This window comes from Pseudaestuariivita sp. (genome assembly GCF_052825805.1).
In genome coordinates, this window is the sequence record NZ_JBRBVB010000003.1 from 474,186 (window position 1) to 490,417 (window position 16,232).

The following is a 16,232-nucleotide window of genomic DNA, read 5'->3' on the forward strand; positions in this document are numbered from 1 at the left end:
GAGCACCCATCCTACCTGCGTTTGCGCTTGAGCTTCGCGCCTTTCTTCTTGGCTTTGACAAGGCGTCTCTTGCCGCCCCCGCTGCGCTTCCCGCCGGCTTTGGGCCCGCGGTGGAGTGCTTCGCCCTCAAGCTCGATCAGCTCGAGCGCCAAGCCGCCGGTGACGGGCGCGGCTTCGGTGAGGCGTGCGACGACGCGCTGGCCGAGGCCGATGACGGTGCCGCTGTCGGACCCCATGAGGGTCGCGGTGTCGCGGTCGAAGTGCCAATACTCGTTGCCGAGGTTGCGCATGGGGATGAGGCCGTCGGCGCCGGTCTCGTCGAGCTTCACGAAGACGCCGAACTTGGCGATGCCGCTGACGCGGCCGGTCATGTCGGTGCCGATGCGCTCGCTGAGATAGGCGGCGAGGTAGCGGTCCGTCGTGTCGCGCTCGGCGATCATCGAGCGGCGTTCGGTTTCGGAGATGTGCGCGGCGGTCGGCTCGAGCTTGTCGATGTCGGTCTCGCTGAGGCCGTCCTCGCCCCAGCCATGCGCCGAGATCAGCGCGCGGTGCACGATCAGGTCAGCGTAGCGGCGGATAGGTGAGGTGAAATGCGCGTAGCTTTTGAGGCTGAGGCCAAAATGGCCAAAGTTCTGCGGCGCGTAATACGCCTGCGTCATCGAACGCAGCACGCTGATGTTGATGAGCTCCGCCTCGTCGCTGCCCCGCGCGGCGTGCAGGAGCGCGTTGAGGTGGCGGGTCTTGAGCACCTGCCCCTTGGCAAAGGTCAGGCCGGCCGCCTCCGCCGTGTCGCGCAGGCTTTCGAGTTTTTCGGGCGGCGGTTCTTCGTGCACGCGAAAGAGGAGCGGCGTGCGTTTGGCGATCAGCGTCTCGGCGGCGGCGACGTTTGCGAGCACCATCATCTCTTCGATCAGGCGGTGCGCGTCGTGGCGGTCGGAGAAGGCGACGGATGTGACTTCGCCCGCGTCATTGAGCTGAACCTTGCGCTCGGGCAGGTCGAGATCGAGCGGCTGGCGCGCGGCGCGGGCCGTCTTGAGTGCCGCGTAGGCGGCGTAGAGCGGTTTCAGGACCTCCTCGACGAAAGGCGCGGTCTTGTCGTTGGGAGTGCCGTCGATGGCCTCCTGCACCTCGCCGTAATTGAGGGCCGCCGGGGAGCGCATGAGGCCGCGGACGAAGCGGTGGCCGATCTTTTCGCCCTGCGCATTGAGGCACATTTCGACGGCGAGGCAGGGGCGCGGGACACCTTCGTGTAGCGAGCAGAGATCACCGGAGAGGCGGTCGGGGAGCATCGGCACGACGCGGTCGGGGAAGTAGCTGGAGTTGCCGCGTTTGCGCGCCTCCCGGTCGAGGGCCGAGCCGGGCGTCACGTAGTGGGCGACGTCGGCGATGGCCACCCAGACGATGTGCCCGCTTGGGTTCCTGGGGTCCGTGTCGGGGAGCGCGCAGACGGCGTCGTCGTGGTCGCGGGCGTCGGCAGGGTCGATGGTGATGAGCGGCAGATGCCGCAGGTCCGTGCGCCCGCCCATGGGCGCGGGTTTCATCGCGTCGGCCTCGTCCAGCACCTCCTGCGGGAAATCGTCGGGGATGCCGTGCTGGTGGATCGCGATGAGGGAGACCGCGCGGGGCGCTGAAGGATCACCGAGCCGGGTGACGATGCGCGCCTTGGGCAGACCCATGCGCCCACGCGGGCCGGTCTGTTCGGCTTCGACAAGCTCGCCGTCCTGTGCGCCGTGGGTGGCGCCATCGGGGACGGTCCACTCGCGGTCCGAGCCCTTGTCGATGGGCAGGATGCGGCCGCCTTCGGTCCTTTTTCGGAAGATGCCGATGACGCGGTTGGCGGTCTGGCCGATGCGGCGGATGAGGCGCGCCTCGTAGTGGTGCGGCTCGCCGGCGACTTCGGTCAGGCGTCCGAGGATGCGGTCCCCCTGCCCCAGCGCGGGGTCCGAGGCGCGGGGGAGGACGAGCACCTTGGGCTCTGGTCCTTGGCCGTGCCATTCCAGAGGCCGCGCGAAGAGGTCGCCGTCGGTGTCTGGGGCCATCACTTCGAGTACGGTCACGGGCGGCAGGCGGTCCGGGTCGCGGTAGGTCTTTTTGCGCTTTTCGAGGTGGCCGTCCTCTTCGAGTTCTTTGAGCAGGCGCTTGAGGTCGATGCGCGCGGCGCCCTTGATCCCGAAGGCCTTGGCGATGTCGCGTTTGGAGGTAAGGGTCGGGTTTTCGGAGATCCATTGGAGGACCTCGTCGCGGGTGGGGAGTTGGCTCATGTCAGGCAGGTAGCACGCTCACCCGGCGGCGTCATGGGTGGAAACCGTGGGAGCCTCCGGCGGGGATATTTTTAGCCAGAAGAAGCCGGGAGGTCGGCTGCGGTGTCGACGTCCCTTAGGGTGTCGATGGTGGTGAGGGTGAGGGGGCCAAGGGTTGCGATCGTGTCGGCGCGGGCGTGTTCGGTGGACCAGCGGACGTCCTCGAGGAAGCCGGCGGGGACGGCGCGGGTGCGTTTGAGGCCGATCAGCCAGTAGCCGCCGTCAGGGGCGGGGCCGAGGGTGGCGTCGTGGTCTCCGAGCGCTTTGAAGGCGCAGGCGATGTGGCGTTTGCGGATGCCGGGGATGTCGGCGCCGATGATGCAGACGGGGCCGGGAGGCATCGATCGGAAGGCGCGGGCCATGCGGTCGCCGAGGGTGCCGGTGCCTTGAGGGAGGCGCGGCAGATGGGCGGGCCAGATGCGGCTGGTTTGTCCTTGGGTGTCGGGGGAGACGGCGAGGGTCAGCTGCCAGCGGGGGTCTGCGAGGCGGAGGAGGAGCGCGCGGGTCTGGTGGCGGAACCACCAGGCGGCGGAAACCATGCCGATGTCCTTGCCGAGGCGGGTTTTCACGCGGCCGGGGCGGGGCTCCTTGACCATGACGATGAGGTGGCGGGTCATGGGGTCAGGCTGTTCGTGGAGGATTGGGCGAGACCGGCGGGATATGCGCGGACTGGGATGCTGGGGCGCTGTCCGGAAGGTATTCGGCGATGAGCCACAACGGTTCGATGTGGTGTCTTGCAGGACGGTGAAAGGTCGCTCACAGGCTGCGCTCCATCATGATGTGGTCGATGCCGGCGTCGTTGAAGACCTCCCCGTAGCGGTGGTAGCCGAGGCGTTCGTAGAAGCTGAGCGCCACCACTTGCGCACCGAGGATCGTGCGGGTTGCGCCGGTGCTGGCGGCGAGGTGGTGGCATCCGTGGATCAGCTGGGCGCCGATGCCTTGGCCGCGATACGAGGCAAGGACGGCAACGCGTCCGATCTTGGCGGTTGTGCCGTAGGGGATGACGCGGGCGGTGCCGATAGGCGTGCCGTCGATGCTGGCGAGGATGTGTAGGGCGTCGGTTTTGTCATGTTCGTCCGGCTCGAGGTCGGCGGGGACCTCTTGTTCGACGACGAACACCGCGTGGCGGATCGCCCAACATGTCTCCACGTCATCGGTCTGGACCAGCGTGAGCGTCATGCGAACCAGTCGCGCAGGACGCGGGTGTAGATGCCCTTGAGTTGGTGGATGTGGGCGACGGAGACGTGCTCGTCCACCTGGTGCATGGATTGCCCGACGAGGCCGCATTCGATCACCGGGCAATGCGCCTGGATGAAGCGGGCGTCCGACGTGCCGCCCGATGTGCTGAGTTCGGGCGTGCGGTTGGTCTCGGCCTGCACGGCGTTCACGACGATGTCGGAGAAGGGGCCGGGCTGGGTGATGAAGCTTTCGCCGCTGATCTTGATCTCGAGCTCGATGGTGACGTCGAAGGCGTCCGCGACCTTGGCGGCCTCGGCGCGCAGCCAGTCCGCGAGCGCCGCGCCGGTGTGCGCGTCGTTGAAGCGGATGTTGACGCAGGACGTGCAGGTCGCCGGGATCACGTTGTTGGCCGGGTTGCCTGTGTCGATGGTCACGACGGCGAGGGTCGAGGGATCGAAATGCTCGGTCCCCTGGTCGAGCTCGTGCGATGCAAGCTGGTCCATCAGGCGCGCCATCGCGGGCAGCGGGTTCCTGGCGCGGTGCGGGTAGGCGGAGTGCCCCTGCACGCCGGTCACGGTGAACCAGGCGGACATGGAGCCGCGCCGCCCAATCTTGAGCATCTCGCCCATCTCGTTGGGACAGGTGGGCTCGCCGACGAGGCAGACGGACATGGCTTCGCCTTGGTCCTTCATGTGATCAAGCAGAGCGATTGTGCCGTCGAGAGCGTCGCCCTCCTCGTCGCCGGTGATCGCGATGAGGAGCGCGCCGTCAGGGGGTGTTTCCTGCACGAAGTCGATGGCGGCAGCGACAAAGGCGGCGACGCCCGACTTCATATCGCAGGCGCCGCGTCCGTACATCACGCCGTCTTCGACGTCGGCGCCGAAGGGAGCATGCGTCCAGTCACCCTCGTTCCCGATCGGCACCACGTCGGTGTGACCGTTGAAGCCGAAGGTGCGGGGGTGGCCCTTGTCTCCCCAGCGAGCGAGGAGGTTGCGGATACCGCCCCGCTCGACCCAAGTAAGGGTGAACCCGGCCTCGGCGAGAGGCGCGGCGATCACGTCGAGGGCGCCTGCGTCGGCGGGCGTGACGGAGGGGCATCGGATGAGGGCGGCGGTCAGCGCGGCAGGGTCAGTTGTCATCGGAGACCTCCTCGAGCGGGGTAAAGAACGGCTCCATCTGGGCGACGATCACGGAGTTCTCTTCTTTTGCCCGTCCCATCAAAGCGCGTTCCTCGTCCGGGATGTTCTCTCCGGCGGAAAGGCGCTCGTCGAGGGTGCCGTGGCCGGTGACATCGAGGGGCGCGAGATCGGCCTGTTTGAGGATGGCGACGGTCTCGCGCACGGCCTCCGCCTCGTCCACGCCGGAGGCATAGCAAACAAGGCCCGCGCCGGTGCTGCCCTCGGGCAGGCCGTCGCCGGATTTGCGCCCGACCTGCACGACGAGGGTGTAGATGTGATGCTCTTTGCTCATGGCGCCTAGGTGGCGGGTGGCGCGAGGGGGGTCAAGCCCCTAGCCCGGGAGTGGCACTGCCGCAGCGACACGGTCGAGATAGGCCGTGAAGGTCGGGTCGCCGCCCACGCGGCGGGAGAGCGCGGTTTCGACGGGCGTGCTGCGCATCGCGTCGAGCATCGGCGCAACGGAGAGGTCGGCGGCGGTAACCTCGGGGCCAAAGAGGAAGGCGTTGGCGTCCAAGAGCGCGGAGAGCGCGGTGAGGTCCTGTTCGGCGCGGGCCAGCCGCTCTTCGGGGGTGAAACGCCCCAGACCCTGCACCTGCATCCCCTTGATCACCGAGCGGCGCAGCCCTCCGGCAATGACGTGGCGCAGGCCCGGCGGGATCGCGGTAAAATACGTGTCGCGGATGGTGGGCCAGACCTTGGGATCGCCCCACCGATCGAGCATCAGGATGAAGTAGAGGTGCTCTTCGGCCATGCGGATCACCGCGCGGGAGTGGGCTTTTTGCGACGCGCTGAGGCCGGCGTCAAAGTCGGCGCCGCGCGCCTCCAGCCAGGCCCGGATGGTGTCGCTGTCTGCGATCACCTCGGTCCCGGCGCGCAGCACGGGCAGCTTGCCGTAGCGCGTCTTGCGCGGATCCTGAACGTCCTCGCGTTGCCACGGCTGGCCCGAGTGCTGGAGCAGCAGCGCCGCCTTGACGCAGAACGGGCTGAGGCTGAAGACGCCGGCGGCGGCGGGGTACGTGAGGAGTGTGAGCATGGGTGCGATCCTCTTGTGGCTGCGCTCAGATTAGCTGTACTTGCTGACAGATTTCGACAGCAGTCCGTGGTAGCGCTTCGATATGTCCCGCACCGCCCGCCTCTTCCACCTGATGCAGACGATCCGGTCGCTCCCTGCTCCGGTCACGGGAGAGGCGCTTGGCCGCGCGCTCGATGTGAGCCCGCGCACGATCTACCGCGACGTGGACACCCTGCGCGGTCTGGGCGCGGTGATAGATGGGGAGGCGGGCTACGGCTTTACGCTGGTCGAGGACAACGCGGTGCCGCCGCAATCCTTTACCGACGACGAGCTGGAGGCGCTGGTGCTTGGCCTGCGCGAGGTGGAGGTGACCGCCGAGCCGGTGCTGGCGGCAGCGGCGGGCAAGGCGCTGAGCAAGCTGCAGGCGCGGCTCCCGGACCGGCAGGCGCACCGGCTGAAACACGCGGTGCTGCACGCGCGGAGGTACGTGCCGATCCCGCAGCCGCAGGTCGACACGGCAGCCCTGCGGCAGGCGGCCTGGGACGAGCGGCGCGTGCGGTTCGCCTATACCGACGCCGAGGGCAACACCTCCGAGCGGGAGGTCGACCCGCTGAGCATCGTGCATTTCGACGCGACGCATTGCCTGGTGGCGTGGTGCCATCTGCGGGACGATTACCGCACCTTTCGCCTCGATCGGCTGCGCGATCTGGAGGTGACGGAGGTCAGCTTTCGCCCGAACCGCGTGCCGATGCTGCGCACCTACATGGAGCGGCTGGCGGAGCATTGCTGACATGCCCGTGCGATCTTTCCGATTTGGAAACAATCCCCGTATAGTTGTGTCATTGATGATTGCTTCTGCGGGGAATGTGATGCGTGCTTGCTTGATGGCGTTGTTGCTTGTGAGCGGCTTGGGATCTCCGGCCTTGGCCGAGACGCCAGTGGTCACGCTTGCGTCTGCCGCGCCGATCCAGTCGGTGCGCCCTGAAACGCGGCCTTCGAGCGTAGAGCGCGTGAGCGCGGATCAAGACGGGCTCGAGGCTTGGGTGACCGCGTTCCGGGCCAAGGCGCTTGCCGCGGGGATCACCGCGGAGATCTACGATCGCGCGATGCGCGGTGTCACCTATGACCCGGCCATCGTGCGCCGCGATCGCAACCAGGCCGAGTTCACCAAGACGATCTGGGACTACCTCGAGACCGCCGTGTCACCCGCGCGCATCCGCAACGGGCAAGCCGCGTTGGCGCGCCAGGACGCGGCGCTCACGCAGATCGAGGCGCAGTACGGCGTCGAAAAGGAGATCCTGACGGCGATCTGGGGGCTGGAAAGCGCCTACGGCGCGGTGCGCGGGAACACGGAAATCCTGAGCGCGATGGCAACGCTGGCCTATGACGCGCGGCGCGCGGCCTTTTTCGAGGCGCAGGTGCTGGCGGCGCTGCGCATCCTGCAGGACGGGCATACGACGCAGGGCAATCTGCGTGGCTCCTGGGCCGGCGCGATGGGGCATACGCAGTTTATGCCGACCTCGTGGCAGGACCATGCGGTGGATTTTGATGGCGACGGCAAACGTGACATCTGGAGCGACGACCCACGCGATGCGCTCGCGTCGGCGGCGGCCTACCTGCGCGCGAACGGATGGGTGACGGGTCAGCCGTGGGGCGTGGAAGTGCGACTGCCGGGAGGGTTCGACTATGCCTCGGCCCGGCGGGAGACCATGCGCCTGCCCTCCGCCTGGGCGCGGCTTGGCGTGCGGGACGTGAACGGACAGCCGGTGCCGGATCATGGGCGCGCGTCGATCCTCCTGCCCGCGGGCCACACGGGCGCGGCGTTCATGATCTTTGACAATTTCGAAGTGCTCGAAAGCTACAACACCGCCGACGCCTACGTGATCGGTGTCGGTCATTTGGCAGACCGCATCGCGGGTGGTCCCGGCCTCGCGGGAGGTTGGCCAACTTCGGACCGCGCGCTGACCTTCGACGAGCGCATCGAGCTGCAGGAACGGCTGACCGCGGCGGGGTTCGACACGCAAAAGATCGACGCCAAGATCGGTCCGCTGACGATCAACGCCGTGCGGCGGTATCAGCAGGCCACGGGGCGCGTGCCGGACGGCTACGCCTCGCTTGGGGTTTTGGAGTCACTCAGACGGTAGGCTCGGCATTTTCTTCGCAGGAAGAAAATGCGTCCCCGTCAATCGCCGAGCTTTGCGTGAACCTCGTCGAGGTCGATCTCTCCGATGGGCATCTTGTTGCCCGGGTTTTCGAAGTCGTATTTGAAGAGATCGAAATCGCGGTGGTAGATTTCCTTGACCAGGTGCATCGACAGGTCGTCGAAATAATCCTCGACCGGGTGCGCGCGTTTCGGGCCGTGGCCCTCGCTCTCGTTGAACCGAGGGATCTCTGACAGGGTAACGTCGTGCTTGACGTCGATGGCGTCGAGCACGGACTGCATCCCGTCGTTGAAACTCTCGGTCCAGAAGATGTTGTCGTAGCGCCCACCGTTCACGATGAAGGTCGAGACATGGCCCGACATGGCCGACCAGTGGATGTCCGGCTCCATCGGGCGGCGCCAGCGGATGGTGTCGCGGGTGAAGAGCAGGAACCGGCGGAAGCTCTTGATCTGGTCGAACTCCTGCTTGCCGTCATCACCACCGACCTCGATCCCGTATTTCTGGATCAAAAGCGGGACGAGATTGCCGCGATACCGGCGGCCATTGCGCTGGATGCCGCAAATCTTGTCAAAGAACGACGACAGGATCCGGGTGTAGGGATTGCGCACGCAGGTAAACGCATAGCTGCGGTGCGCCGTGACGTTGTCGGTGATCGGCGCCTGGCTGTGGTCGAGCGACCACTTGTGCAAGCCGTCCTTGGCGTCGTGGATGTCCCCGTCAAAGAATTTGCCGTGATCGGCGTAGAACATGATCTGTCCGATGGTCGAACACGCGCATTTGGGAACCACGCGGTAGACCACGCTCTCACTTTCGGTCATCCAGGTGCCTGGAAAGCCCATGCCTGCCGTCCTCTTTGTTGTGGCGCTTGTTTTCGCGCCTTATTGAACCTCACTGCGTCACGAAGATGATCCAATCGTGACCAAATTTTTGCGTGAACGATTGTGTATTCAGCTCTCGTTGATGGTATCAACGTAAACAATACAGGTAAACAATCGTAATTGGTTCTCGGAATGGCAAAGATTGCCTTTATCCTTCTGTGTCACAAAGACCCGGAGGCCGTCATCAAGCAAGCCCAGCGCCTGACGGCGGCTGGCGACTATATGGCGATCCATTTCGATGCGCGCGCCAGCGCGAAGGCGTTTGCCGAGATCACCCGGACGCTCAAGGACAATCCGCGCGTGGTGTTCGCCACCCGGCGCGAGAAGTGCGGCTGGGGCGAGTGGTCGCTGGTGCAGGCGACGCTCAACGCAATTCAGGCGGCGGCTGAGGCGTTTCCCGACGCGTCGCACTTTTTCATGCTGTCGGGCGACTGCATGCCGATCAAGTCGGCCGAGTACATCCACCAGTTCCTTGACGACCGGGCCTGCGATTTCATCGAGAGCCACGATTATTTCGAGAGCAACTGGATCAAGACCGGCTGGAAGGAAGAGCGGCTGATCTACCGCCACTGGTTCAACGAGCGCACGCAGAAGAAGGCGTTTTACGCCATGTTCGAGGCGCAAAAGCGGCTGGGCCTGACGCGTGCGATCCCGGACGACATCCAGGTGATGATCGGCAGCCAATGGTGGTGCCTGCGCCGGCGGACGGTCGAGGCGATCCTCGATTTCGTGGCCGAGCGGCGCGACGTGGTGCGGTTCTTCAAGACGACGTGGATCCCGGACGAGACCTTCTTTCAGACCATCGTGCGGCACCTCGTGCCGGCCACCGAGATCGAGAACCGGACGCTGACGTTCCTGATGTTCTCGGACTACGGGATGCCGGTGACGTTCTACAACGATCACTACGATCTGCTGCTGAGCCAGGATTACCTCTTTGCGCGCAAGATCAGCCCCGAGGCGACCGAGCTGAAGCGGCGGCTGGGGGTGCTCTATGCCTCCGAAGGGACGGAGTTCCAAATCTCGAACGAGGGGGCGAGCCTCTACCATTTCCTGTCGAACCGCGGCCGGATCGGGCGCCGGTTCGCGCTGCGGTTCTGGGAGAACGAGGCTTCGCTCGGGCACAACCGCGAGCTCCTGATCGTCGTATGCAAGAAGTGGCATGTCGCCAAGCGCGTGCTCGAGCGGATCCGGCAGGTCACGAACGTGCCGTGCATCGAGTACCTCTTTAACGAGGAGGCGACGGCACTGCCGGACCTCGGCGGCATCCAGGGCTCGCTCAGCAAGCGGCACCGCCACCGGCGGGCGCTGATGCGGATGCTGTTCGAGTATTACGGGACGGATCGGCTGATCATCTGCCTCGACCCGGCGAACCTCGATCTGCTGCAGGATTTCTGCACCGACAGCGCAGCGACGCGGCTTTTGGAGATCGACTGCCATTTCTCGGACGATTTCTTGCTGGGCCACGCGCAGCGCACGGGGCTGGCCGGAGAGCGGACGCCGCGCGAGACGATCGACCGGCTGCTGCCGACGATCCGGCACGACCTGGCCTACGAGTCCGACAAGATCCGGGATGCGAACTTTGCCAACCACGTGATGATGCGCGAGGGCAATCCGTCCGAGCTGAACGTCGATCCGCTGGTTGAATTCCTGTCCATCACGCGGGACAAGGCAGAGCATATCGCAACCGCCGACCACATCTTTGCCGACTAGGCGCGTGGGCCGGCGCCGCTGGACGGAGAGCGCCGTGACCTACACCTATGACGACCAGAACATCTTTGCGAAGATCTTGCGGGGCGAGATCCCGAACGAGACGGTGCACGAGACCGAGCACACGCTGGCGTTCCGGGACATCTATCCGCAAGCGCCGGTGCATGTGCTGGTGATCCCGAAGGGGCCGTACGTGTGCTACGATCACTTTGCCCGCGCGGCGAGCGATGCGGAGATCGTGGATTACACGCGGGTGGTGGGTCAGCTGTGTGCCGAGCTGGGCGTGCAGGAGGACGGCTACCGGCTGATCTCGAACGCGGGCGCGCACGGTGTGCAGGAAGTGCCGCATTTGCATGTGCACATCCTCGGCGGACGCGTGCTGGGGCGGATGCTCGCCAAGGCCTGAAGCTGCGACGGGTTCTGGGCCGGAGGTCCGGGAATGGGCATGTTCCGGGTCGGGTCGCTGACGAAGGGCGGATAGACACGTGGCACCACAAGGAGGTGTCACGATGCTCACATTTGAAGGATTGGCAACGCAGACGGCGGAGGCGCTGCGCGGCGGCGGCGTCGACGCTTACGGCAACACGGCCGAGCGCGCGGTCTCGAACGGATCAGGTGTGCCGTGCCGTCACTGCTTGCGGATGGTCCCCAAGGGCACTGGCTATCTGATCGTGGCGCACCGTCCCTTTTCGGGCCTGCAGCCCTATGCGGAGACCGGCCCCATCTTCTTATGTGCCGGGGCCTGTGCAGCGCCGGAGGATCGACGGGCGGTGCCGGAGGTGCTGACCGCTTCGCCCGACTATCTGCTCAAAGGGTACGGCGCGGACGAGCGGATCGTCTACGGGACAGGGGCGATCGTCGCGCGGGACCGCGTGCGTGCCTTTGCGGAAGAGGTGCTGAGCCGGGCGGACATCGCCTTTGTCGATGTCAGGTCCGCGCGCAACAATTGCTGGTTAGGACGCATCCACCGACTTGCGTAAAAGATGGGTGCAAGCACCCATCCTACGGGGTGGATCGGCGGGTAGGATGGGTGCTTGCACCCATCCTTGGCTTGGTCAGGAGCTTTCGGCTGCGCGGGTGCGCAGGGCATCCGCGATCCGGCGCGGTTCGGGGTTGCCGCCAGGGCTGGCCGGCCAGCCCTCGCGCTGCTTGCTGCGGTCGCCGTCGTCGGCGTCGGTCTGGTCGTGGAAGAGGACGACCCGCGTCGGGTACGGCATATCGATGCCTGCTTCGTCGAGCGCCTGGTAGACCTGCTGGATCACCCGGCCATAGACATGCACGACCTCGGCGCGTTCGGGCTGGGTCCACCAGCGCAGGCGTATCGTGTTGCCGTCCATCGCCATGTCCCAGGGGATCGTTTCGGGCGCGGGGTCGGAGAGCACACCCTCGATGCCGGCGGCGGTCTCCTCCATGATCTTGCGCGCTTTGTCCCAGTCGTCGCCGCATCCGATCATGATGTCGTACTGGCTGCGCCGCTTGTCGAAGGCGGTGTTGACCACGACGGCGTCGGTGTAGATGTCGGCATTGGGGATCACCACGCGGCGTCCGTCGTAAGTGCGGATGAGCGTCGCACGGGTCTCGATCTTTTCCACCGTCCCCTCGTGGCCACCCGAAACGATCTGATCGCCGACTTCAAAGGGTTGGCGCAGCAGGATCAGGATACCGGCCAGCATGTTCTGCAGGATGTCCTTGAATGCAAAGCCGATGGCCACCGAGCCGATGCCGAGGCTGGCGAAGAGGTCCGCCGGCGTCACCGACGGCGCCACGATGGTGACCGCGAGCATGATGCCGATGATGGTGATGGTCCACCGCACGAGGCTGCCGCCCACGTCGCCGAGATTGCTCCGGTCGCGGTTCCTTGCGCTGCGGCGAATGAGCCCGCCGATCACGCGCCCGAGGATCCAGAACACCACCAGCAGCACGAGCGCGAGGCCGATGTTCGGGAGCAGCTTGAAGAAGCCATCGATCCAGGTGTCGAGTTTCTCGAAGATGTTGCCGACATCCGGGTCGACTTGCTCCAGTCCGGTTTCGTTTTCCATGGCATCCTCGGCTGTGACGTTAGGCAGATGCAACGGGCCAAACCGCGCCGGGGTTCCCCCCGAGCGCATTGACTGCGCGGGCGCAATGGCCAATATGCCGGGCGTCGCCACACCGGAGCCCGCCATGACCGCAGACGCCCCCGTCACCCACATCGTCAACAGCTATCGCGTTGCCTGTGACGGCGGCGAGGGGGCGCTGGGCCATCCGCGCGTCTGGCTGCAAATCCCGCGCGACGTGGGCTGGGTTGTCTGTCCATATTGCGACGCGCGCTATGTGCACCGCGATTTCGAGGGGAAGGTCTGAGCTTTCAGAGACCTGCGCCCGTGGCTTTCGTCGGAGCCTCCGGCGGGGATATTTTGAGCCAGAAGAAGCTGCTGGGGGCAGTGCTCAGCTGATCGGCACGTCCACCTGGTTTCGGCCCGTTCCGCAAGGGAGCGTGGCGAGCTTACCGGTTTCCTTTTCCAGGAATTCGAGGACGTTGAGGCCGGTCCAGACCTGGATACGGCGTCCCAAACTGTCGATGCCCGAGCCTTCGACCGTGCCGGTCTCGTTGTGCAGTGTGTGGTAGAGGACCTGCGCGCGCATCCCGCCCTCGCAGGTGAGTATCGAGTGTCCAGTCCCGAAGAGGCCGCCTGACGTCCATGTGCCGGCGCAGGGCGCGCCGGTGGAGAGCTGGCCAAGGACTTCGCCCGTGTCCCAGCCGCGTGCTTGTCCGTCGAAGTGCACGCCCTCGTGGCCGATGCAGGCGAGGACACGGACGCAATTGGCCTGGCTGTAGGGTGCATTTTCGCACGGGCCGAGGTCGAGTTTGGGCGGCGTGTCAGGGGTCAGGCCTGGGACGGAGAGTGTCTCAGCCTCTGGTGCCGTCGCGGTGATCATGCCACATACGACGAGCACGGCAAGGAGCGCGATATGGCGAGTGACACCGGTGGATTTGGCAAGGGTCATCATCTGCACCTCATTGACGGGTCGGCCTTTATCTTTCGCGCTTATCATGCGCTGCCGCCGCTGACGCGCAAGTCCGATGGGCTGCCGATTGGCGCGGTCAGCGGGTTTTGCAACATGCTGCATCGTTATGTGGAGGCCAACACGGGCGCGGATGCGCCGACGCATGTAGCGGTGATATTCGACAAGGGCTCGCACACGTTTCGCAACGACATGTACGACCAGTACAAGGCCAACCGAGAGGCGATGCCGGAGGACTTGCGTCCGCAGATCCCTTTGACCCGGCGCGCGACGGAGGCGTTCAACATCGCCTGCAAGGAGCTTGAGGGATATGAGGCGGACGACATCATCGCCACGCTCGCGGTGCAGGCGCGCGAGGCGGGTGGTCGCGTGACGATCATCTCCTCGGACAAGGACCTGATGCAGCTGGTGGGTGGCGGCGTCGAGATGCTGGACGCGATGAAGAACTCCCGCATCGACCGGGAGGGCGTGTTCGACAAGTTCGGCGTCTACCCCGAGGGCGTGGTGGACGTGCAGGCTTTGGCCGGCGACTCGGTCGATAACGTGCCGGGCGCGCCGGGAATCGGGATCAAGACCGCGGCTTTGCTCATCAACGAATTTGGCTCGCTCGAGGAGCTTTTGGACCGCGCCGACGAGATCAAGCAACCCAAGCGGCGTCAGACGCTAATCGAGCACCGGGCGCAGATCGAGCTGAGCAAGAAGCTCGTGCAGCTTGATTGTGCGACGCCGCTGGATTTTGGGCTGGATGATCTTGAGGTGCGAGACCCGGACGCGGAAACGCTGATGGGGTTTCTGGCGGAGATGGAGTTTCGCACGCTCACCAAGCGCATTGCCGACCAGCTGAACGTCGAGCCGCCGGTGATCGAGGCGGCGCCTTCCAGCGCATCGACAGAGTTAGACGAGCCGGAGGTCGTGCCGTTCGACAAGGCGGTCTACACCCAGGTGAGCGACCGCGCGACGCTGGATCAGTGGATCGCCAAGGCGCGCGAGCGAGGCTATGTGGCGGTCGATACCGAGACGACCGCGCTCAACGAGATGGTCGCGGACCTCGTCGGTGTCTCGCTCTGCGTCGAGGCGGGGGAGGCGTGCTACATCCCGCTCACCCACAAGGCGGAGGCGGGCGATGGCCTCTTTGGCTCGGACGCGCTGGCCGAAGGGCAGCTGCCGCTCGAAGAGGCCATCGAGGCGCTCAAGCCGCTGCTCGAGGATTCGAGCGTGCTCAAGATCGGCCAGAACATGAAGTACGACGCGAAGATTCTGGCGCGCTACGGCATCGACGTGGACCCGATCGACGATACGATGCTGCTGAGCTACGCGCTGCACGCGGGGCTGCACAACCACTCGATGGACGGGCTGAGCGAACGCTACCTCGGCCACACGCCGATCCCGATCAAGCCTCTCCTTGGCACTGGCAAGTCGGCGATCACCTTTGACCGGGTCAAGATCGAGGACGCCGTGCCTTACGCCGCCGAGGACGCGGACATCACGTTGCGCCTCTGGCAGACGCTGAAACCGCGCCTTCACGCTGCCGGTGTCACCAAGGTCTACGAGCGGATGGAGCGTCCGCTGGTCCCGGTTCTGGCACAGATGGAGCGGCACGGGATCAAGGTCGACCGCGACACGCTGAGCCGCATGTCCAACGCGTTTGCGCAGAAAATGGCGGGGCTGGAGGCGGAGATCCACGAGCTGGCCGGTGAGACCTTCAACGTCGGCTCGCCCAAGCAGCTTGGCGAAATCCTCTTTGACAAGCTCGGGATGGAGGGCGGCAAGAAGGGCAAGACCGGCGCCTATGCCACGGGTGCGGACGTGCTCGAAGACCTGGCAACGGTGCACGATCTACCGGGGCGCGTCCTCGATTGGCGGCAGCTGAGCAAGCTCAAGAGCACCTACACGGACAGCCTGCAGGAGCATATCAACGCCGAGACAGGCCGCGTGCATACCTCTTACTCGATCGCCGGGGCCAACACCGGGCGGCTCGCCTCGACCGATCCGAACCTGCAGAATATCCCGATCCGCAGCGAGGAAGGGCGGCGCATCCGCGAGGCGTTTGTGCCGGAGGCGGGGAACGTGCTGGTGGCGCTCGACTATTCCCAGATCGAGCTGCGGATCCTCGCGCATATCGCGGACATTCCGGCGCTCAAAGAGGCGTTCCGCGACGGTCAGGACATTCACGCTGCGACAGCATCCGAGATGTTCGGCGTGCCACTGGATGAGATGACGTCCGATGTGCGGCGGCAGGCCAAGGCGATCAACTTTGGCGTGATCTACGGGATTTCCGGCTTTGGCCTGGCGCGCAATCTGCGCATTCCAAGAGCGGAGGCGCAGGGCTTTATCGACCGGTATTTCGAGCGCTTCCCGGGCATTCGCGACTACATGGACGCGACCAAGACATTCGCAAAGGAGCACCTCTACGTCGAGACTCTCTTTGGCCGGAAAATCCACACCCCCGAGATCGCCGCAAAGGGCCCACGTGCAGGTTTTGCCCAGCGCGCGGCAATCAACGCGCCGATCCAGGGGACGGCGGCTGACATCATCCGGCGGGCGATGATCCGCATGCCGGACGCGATTGCAGGCAAACCGGCGAGGATGCTGCTCCAGGTCCACGACGAATTGCTGTTCGAGGTGGCCGAGGACGATGTGGATGATCTGATCACAACGGCGCGGGACGTGATGGAGAACGCTGCCGATCCGGTCATCAAGCTCGACGTGCCTCTGATCGTGGACGCGGGCCAGGGCATGAACTGGGCGGAGGCGCATTAGGGATGGGTGAAATCACCCATCCTACGTTTCAGCCGCTCCGTAGGATGGGT

16 protein-coding genes are annotated in these 16,232 nt (G+C 65.4%); 7 read left to right on the forward strand and 9 right to left on the reverse strand.

What is annotated here, in order from left to right; all coding sequences use genetic code 11:
• Window positions 1–11: 11 nt before the first annotated feature.
• The 6 genes from rnr to ACU0B3_RS06600 form a co-directional block, all read right to left on the reverse strand.
• Window positions 12–2,261 (reverse strand): ribonuclease R, encoded by a 2,250-nt coding sequence (rnr, locus tag ACU0B3_RS06575; protein ID WP_446260026.1) that lies wholly within the window; start codon window positions 2,259–2,261, stop codon window positions 12–14.
• A gap of 71 nt (window positions 2,262–2,332) precedes the next feature.
• Entirely contained in the window at window positions 2,333–2,917 is a 585-nt protein-coding gene (locus tag ACU0B3_RS06580) for a TIGR04282 family arsenosugar biosynthesis glycosyltransferase (protein ID WP_446260027.1), read from the reverse strand.
• A 139-nt stretch (window positions 2,918–3,056) separates the two neighbouring features.
• On the reverse strand, window positions 3,057–3,479 hold the full coding sequence (locus tag ACU0B3_RS06585) for a GNAT family N-acetyltransferase (RefSeq protein WP_446260028.1): 423 nt from the start codon (window positions 3,477–3,479) through the stop codon (window positions 3,057–3,059).
• A complete protein-coding gene (gene dapE, locus ACU0B3_RS06590) occupies window positions 3,476–4,618 on the reverse strand; it encodes a succinyl-diaminopimelate desuccinylase (protein WP_446260029.1) in 1,143 nt (380 codons plus the stop codon). Before dapE ends, ACU0B3_RS06585 begins: the two co-directional genes overlap by 4 nt.
• Window positions 4,608–4,949, reverse strand: a complete 342-nt coding sequence (locus ACU0B3_RS06595; protein ID WP_446260030.1) for a hypothetical protein — start codon at window positions 4,947–4,949, stop codon at window positions 4,608–4,610. Before ACU0B3_RS06595 ends, dapE begins: the two co-directional genes overlap by 11 nt.
• A gap of 39 nt (window positions 4,950–4,988) precedes the next feature.
• Window positions 4,989–5,690 (reverse strand): glutathione S-transferase family protein, encoded by a 702-nt coding sequence (locus ACU0B3_RS06600; protein ID WP_446260031.1) that lies wholly within the window; start codon window positions 5,688–5,690, stop codon window positions 4,989–4,991.
• An 82-nt stretch (window positions 5,691–5,772) separates the two neighbouring features.
• Between ACU0B3_RS06600 and ACU0B3_RS06605 the strand changes: the two genes are divergently transcribed.
• Both ACU0B3_RS06605 and ACU0B3_RS06610 read left to right on the forward strand, forming a co-directional pair.
• The gene (locus tag ACU0B3_RS06605) at window positions 5,773–6,459 is read left to right on the forward strand and encodes a helix-turn-helix transcriptional regulator (RefSeq protein WP_446260032.1); all 687 of its coding nucleotides are present in this window, start codon (window positions 5,773–5,775) and stop codon (window positions 6,457–6,459) included.
• 94 nt (window positions 6,460–6,553) lie between these two features.
• The gene (locus ACU0B3_RS06610; RefSeq protein WP_446260033.1) at window positions 6,554–7,813 is read left to right on the forward strand and encodes a lytic murein transglycosylase; all 1,260 of its coding nucleotides are present in this window, start codon (window positions 6,554–6,556) and stop codon (window positions 7,811–7,813) included.
• Between the two features lie 38 nt (window positions 7,814–7,851).
• On the opposite strand, the gene ACU0B3_RS06615 is transcribed toward ACU0B3_RS06610, so the two are convergent.
• On the reverse strand, window positions 7,852–8,670 hold the full coding sequence (locus ACU0B3_RS06615) for a sulfotransferase family protein (RefSeq protein ID WP_446260034.1): 819 nt from the start codon (window positions 8,668–8,670) through the stop codon (window positions 7,852–7,854).
• Between the two features lie 171 nt (window positions 8,671–8,841).
• On the opposite strand from ACU0B3_RS06615, the gene ACU0B3_RS06620 reads away from it, so the two are divergent.
• The 3 genes from ACU0B3_RS06620 (at window position 8,842) to ACU0B3_RS06630 (ending at window position 11,396) form a co-directional block, all read left to right on the forward strand.
• Window positions 8,842–10,419, forward strand: coding sequence for a DUF5928 domain-containing protein (locus ACU0B3_RS06620; protein WP_446260035.1), 1,578 nt, complete (start codon window positions 8,842–8,844; stop codon window positions 10,417–10,419).
• A gap of 34 nt (window positions 10,420–10,453) precedes the next feature.
• A complete protein-coding gene (locus tag ACU0B3_RS06625) occupies window positions 10,454–10,822 on the forward strand; it encodes a histidine triad nucleotide-binding protein (RefSeq protein ID WP_446260036.1) in 369 nt (122 codons plus the stop codon).
• A 103-nt stretch (window positions 10,823–10,925) separates the two neighbouring features.
• Window positions 10,926–11,396: a DUF1203 domain-containing protein gene (locus ACU0B3_RS06630; protein WP_446260037.1), complete on the forward strand. Its 471-nt coding sequence runs from the start codon at window positions 10,926–10,928 to the stop codon at window positions 11,394–11,396.
• 75 nt (window positions 11,397–11,471) lie between these two features.
• On the opposite strand, the gene ACU0B3_RS06635 is transcribed toward ACU0B3_RS06630, so the two are convergent.
• Window positions 11,472–12,455 carry a mechanosensitive ion channel family protein gene (locus tag ACU0B3_RS06635; protein WP_446260038.1) on the reverse strand — a complete coding sequence of 328 codons (984 nt, stop codon included), beginning with the start codon at window positions 12,453–12,455 and terminating at the stop codon, window positions 11,472–11,474.
• A 124-nt stretch (window positions 12,456–12,579) separates the two neighbouring features.
• Between ACU0B3_RS06635 and ACU0B3_RS06640 the strand changes: the two genes are divergently transcribed.
• Window positions 12,580–12,759, forward strand: a complete 180-nt coding sequence (locus tag ACU0B3_RS06640; RefSeq protein ID WP_446260213.1) for a zinc-finger domain-containing protein — start codon at window positions 12,580–12,582, stop codon at window positions 12,757–12,759.
• 84 nt (window positions 12,760–12,843) lie between these two features.
• Here ACU0B3_RS06640 and ACU0B3_RS06645 read toward each other — a convergent pair whose 3' ends face one another.
• Window positions 12,844–13,407 carry a hypothetical protein gene (locus ACU0B3_RS06645; RefSeq protein ID WP_446260039.1) on the reverse strand — a complete coding sequence of 188 codons (564 nt, stop codon included), beginning with the start codon at window positions 13,405–13,407 and terminating at the stop codon, window positions 12,844–12,846.
• Here ACU0B3_RS06645 and polA point away from each other — a divergent pair.
• Window positions 13,369–16,182 carry a DNA polymerase I gene (gene polA, locus ACU0B3_RS06650; RefSeq protein WP_446260040.1) on the forward strand — a complete coding sequence of 938 codons (2,814 nt, stop codon included), beginning with the start codon at window positions 13,369–13,371 and terminating at the stop codon, window positions 16,180–16,182. The two genes, ACU0B3_RS06645 and polA, sit on opposite strands and share 39 nt — an antisense overlap.
• Window positions 16,183–16,232: the final 50 nt, after the last annotated feature.

What these genes read in the sequence shown, in the direction of transcription:
- ACU0B3_RS06580 (WP_446260027.1), bottom strand. Translation starts at nt 2,917, where the DNA reads ATGACCCGCCACCTCATCGTCATGGTCAAGGAGCCCCGCCCCGGCCGC.
- ACU0B3_RS06640 (WP_446260213.1), top strand. Translation starts at nt 12,580, where the DNA reads ATGACCGCAGACGCCCCCGTCACCCACATCGTCAACAGCTATCGCGTT.
- ACU0B3_RS06610 (WP_446260033.1), top strand. Translation starts at nt 6,554, where the DNA reads ATGGCGTTGTTGCTTGTGAGCGGCTTGGGATCTCCGGCCTTGGCCGAG.
- ACU0B3_RS06635 (WP_446260038.1), bottom strand. Translation starts at nt 12,455, where the DNA reads ATGGAAAACGAAACCGGACTGGAGCAAGTCGACCCGGATGTCGGCAAC.
- ACU0B3_RS06605 (WP_446260032.1), top strand. Translation starts at nt 5,773, where the DNA reads ATGTCCCGCACCGCCCGCCTCTTCCACCTGATGCAGACGATCCGGTCG.
- ACU0B3_RS06630 (WP_446260037.1), top strand. Translation starts at nt 10,926, where the DNA reads ATGCTCACATTTGAAGGATTGGCAACGCAGACGGCGGAGGCGCTGCGC.
- ACU0B3_RS06620 (WP_446260035.1), top strand. Translation starts at nt 8,842, where the DNA reads ATGGCAAAGATTGCCTTTATCCTTCTGTGTCACAAAGACCCGGAGGCC.
- rnr (WP_446260026.1), bottom strand. Translation starts at nt 2,261, where the DNA reads ATGAGCCAACTCCCCACCCGCGACGAGGTCCTCCAATGGATCTCCGAA.
- ACU0B3_RS06600 (WP_446260031.1), bottom strand. Translation starts at nt 5,690, where the DNA reads ATGCTCACACTCCTCACGTACCCCGCCGCCGCCGGCGTCTTCAGCCTC.
- ACU0B3_RS06645 (WP_446260039.1), bottom strand. Translation starts at nt 13,407, where the DNA reads ATGATGACCCTTGCCAAATCCACCGGTGTCACTCGCCATATCGCGCTC.
- ACU0B3_RS06595 (WP_446260030.1), bottom strand. Translation starts at nt 4,949, where the DNA reads ATGAGCAAAGAGCATCACATCTACACCCTCGTCGTGCAGGTCGGGCGC.
- dapE (WP_446260029.1), bottom strand. Translation starts at nt 4,618, where the DNA reads ATGACAACTGACCCTGCCGCGCTGACCGCCGCCCTCATCCGATGCCCC.
- ACU0B3_RS06585 (WP_446260028.1), bottom strand. Translation starts at nt 3,479, where the DNA reads ATGACGCTCACGCTGGTCCAGACCGATGACGTGGAGACATGTTGGGCG.
- polA (WP_446260040.1), top strand. Translation starts at nt 13,369, where the DNA reads ATGGCGAGTGACACCGGTGGATTTGGCAAGGGTCATCATCTGCACCTC.
- ACU0B3_RS06615 (WP_446260034.1), bottom strand. Translation starts at nt 8,670, where the DNA reads ATGGGCTTTCCAGGCACCTGGATGACCGAAAGTGAGAGCGTGGTCTAC.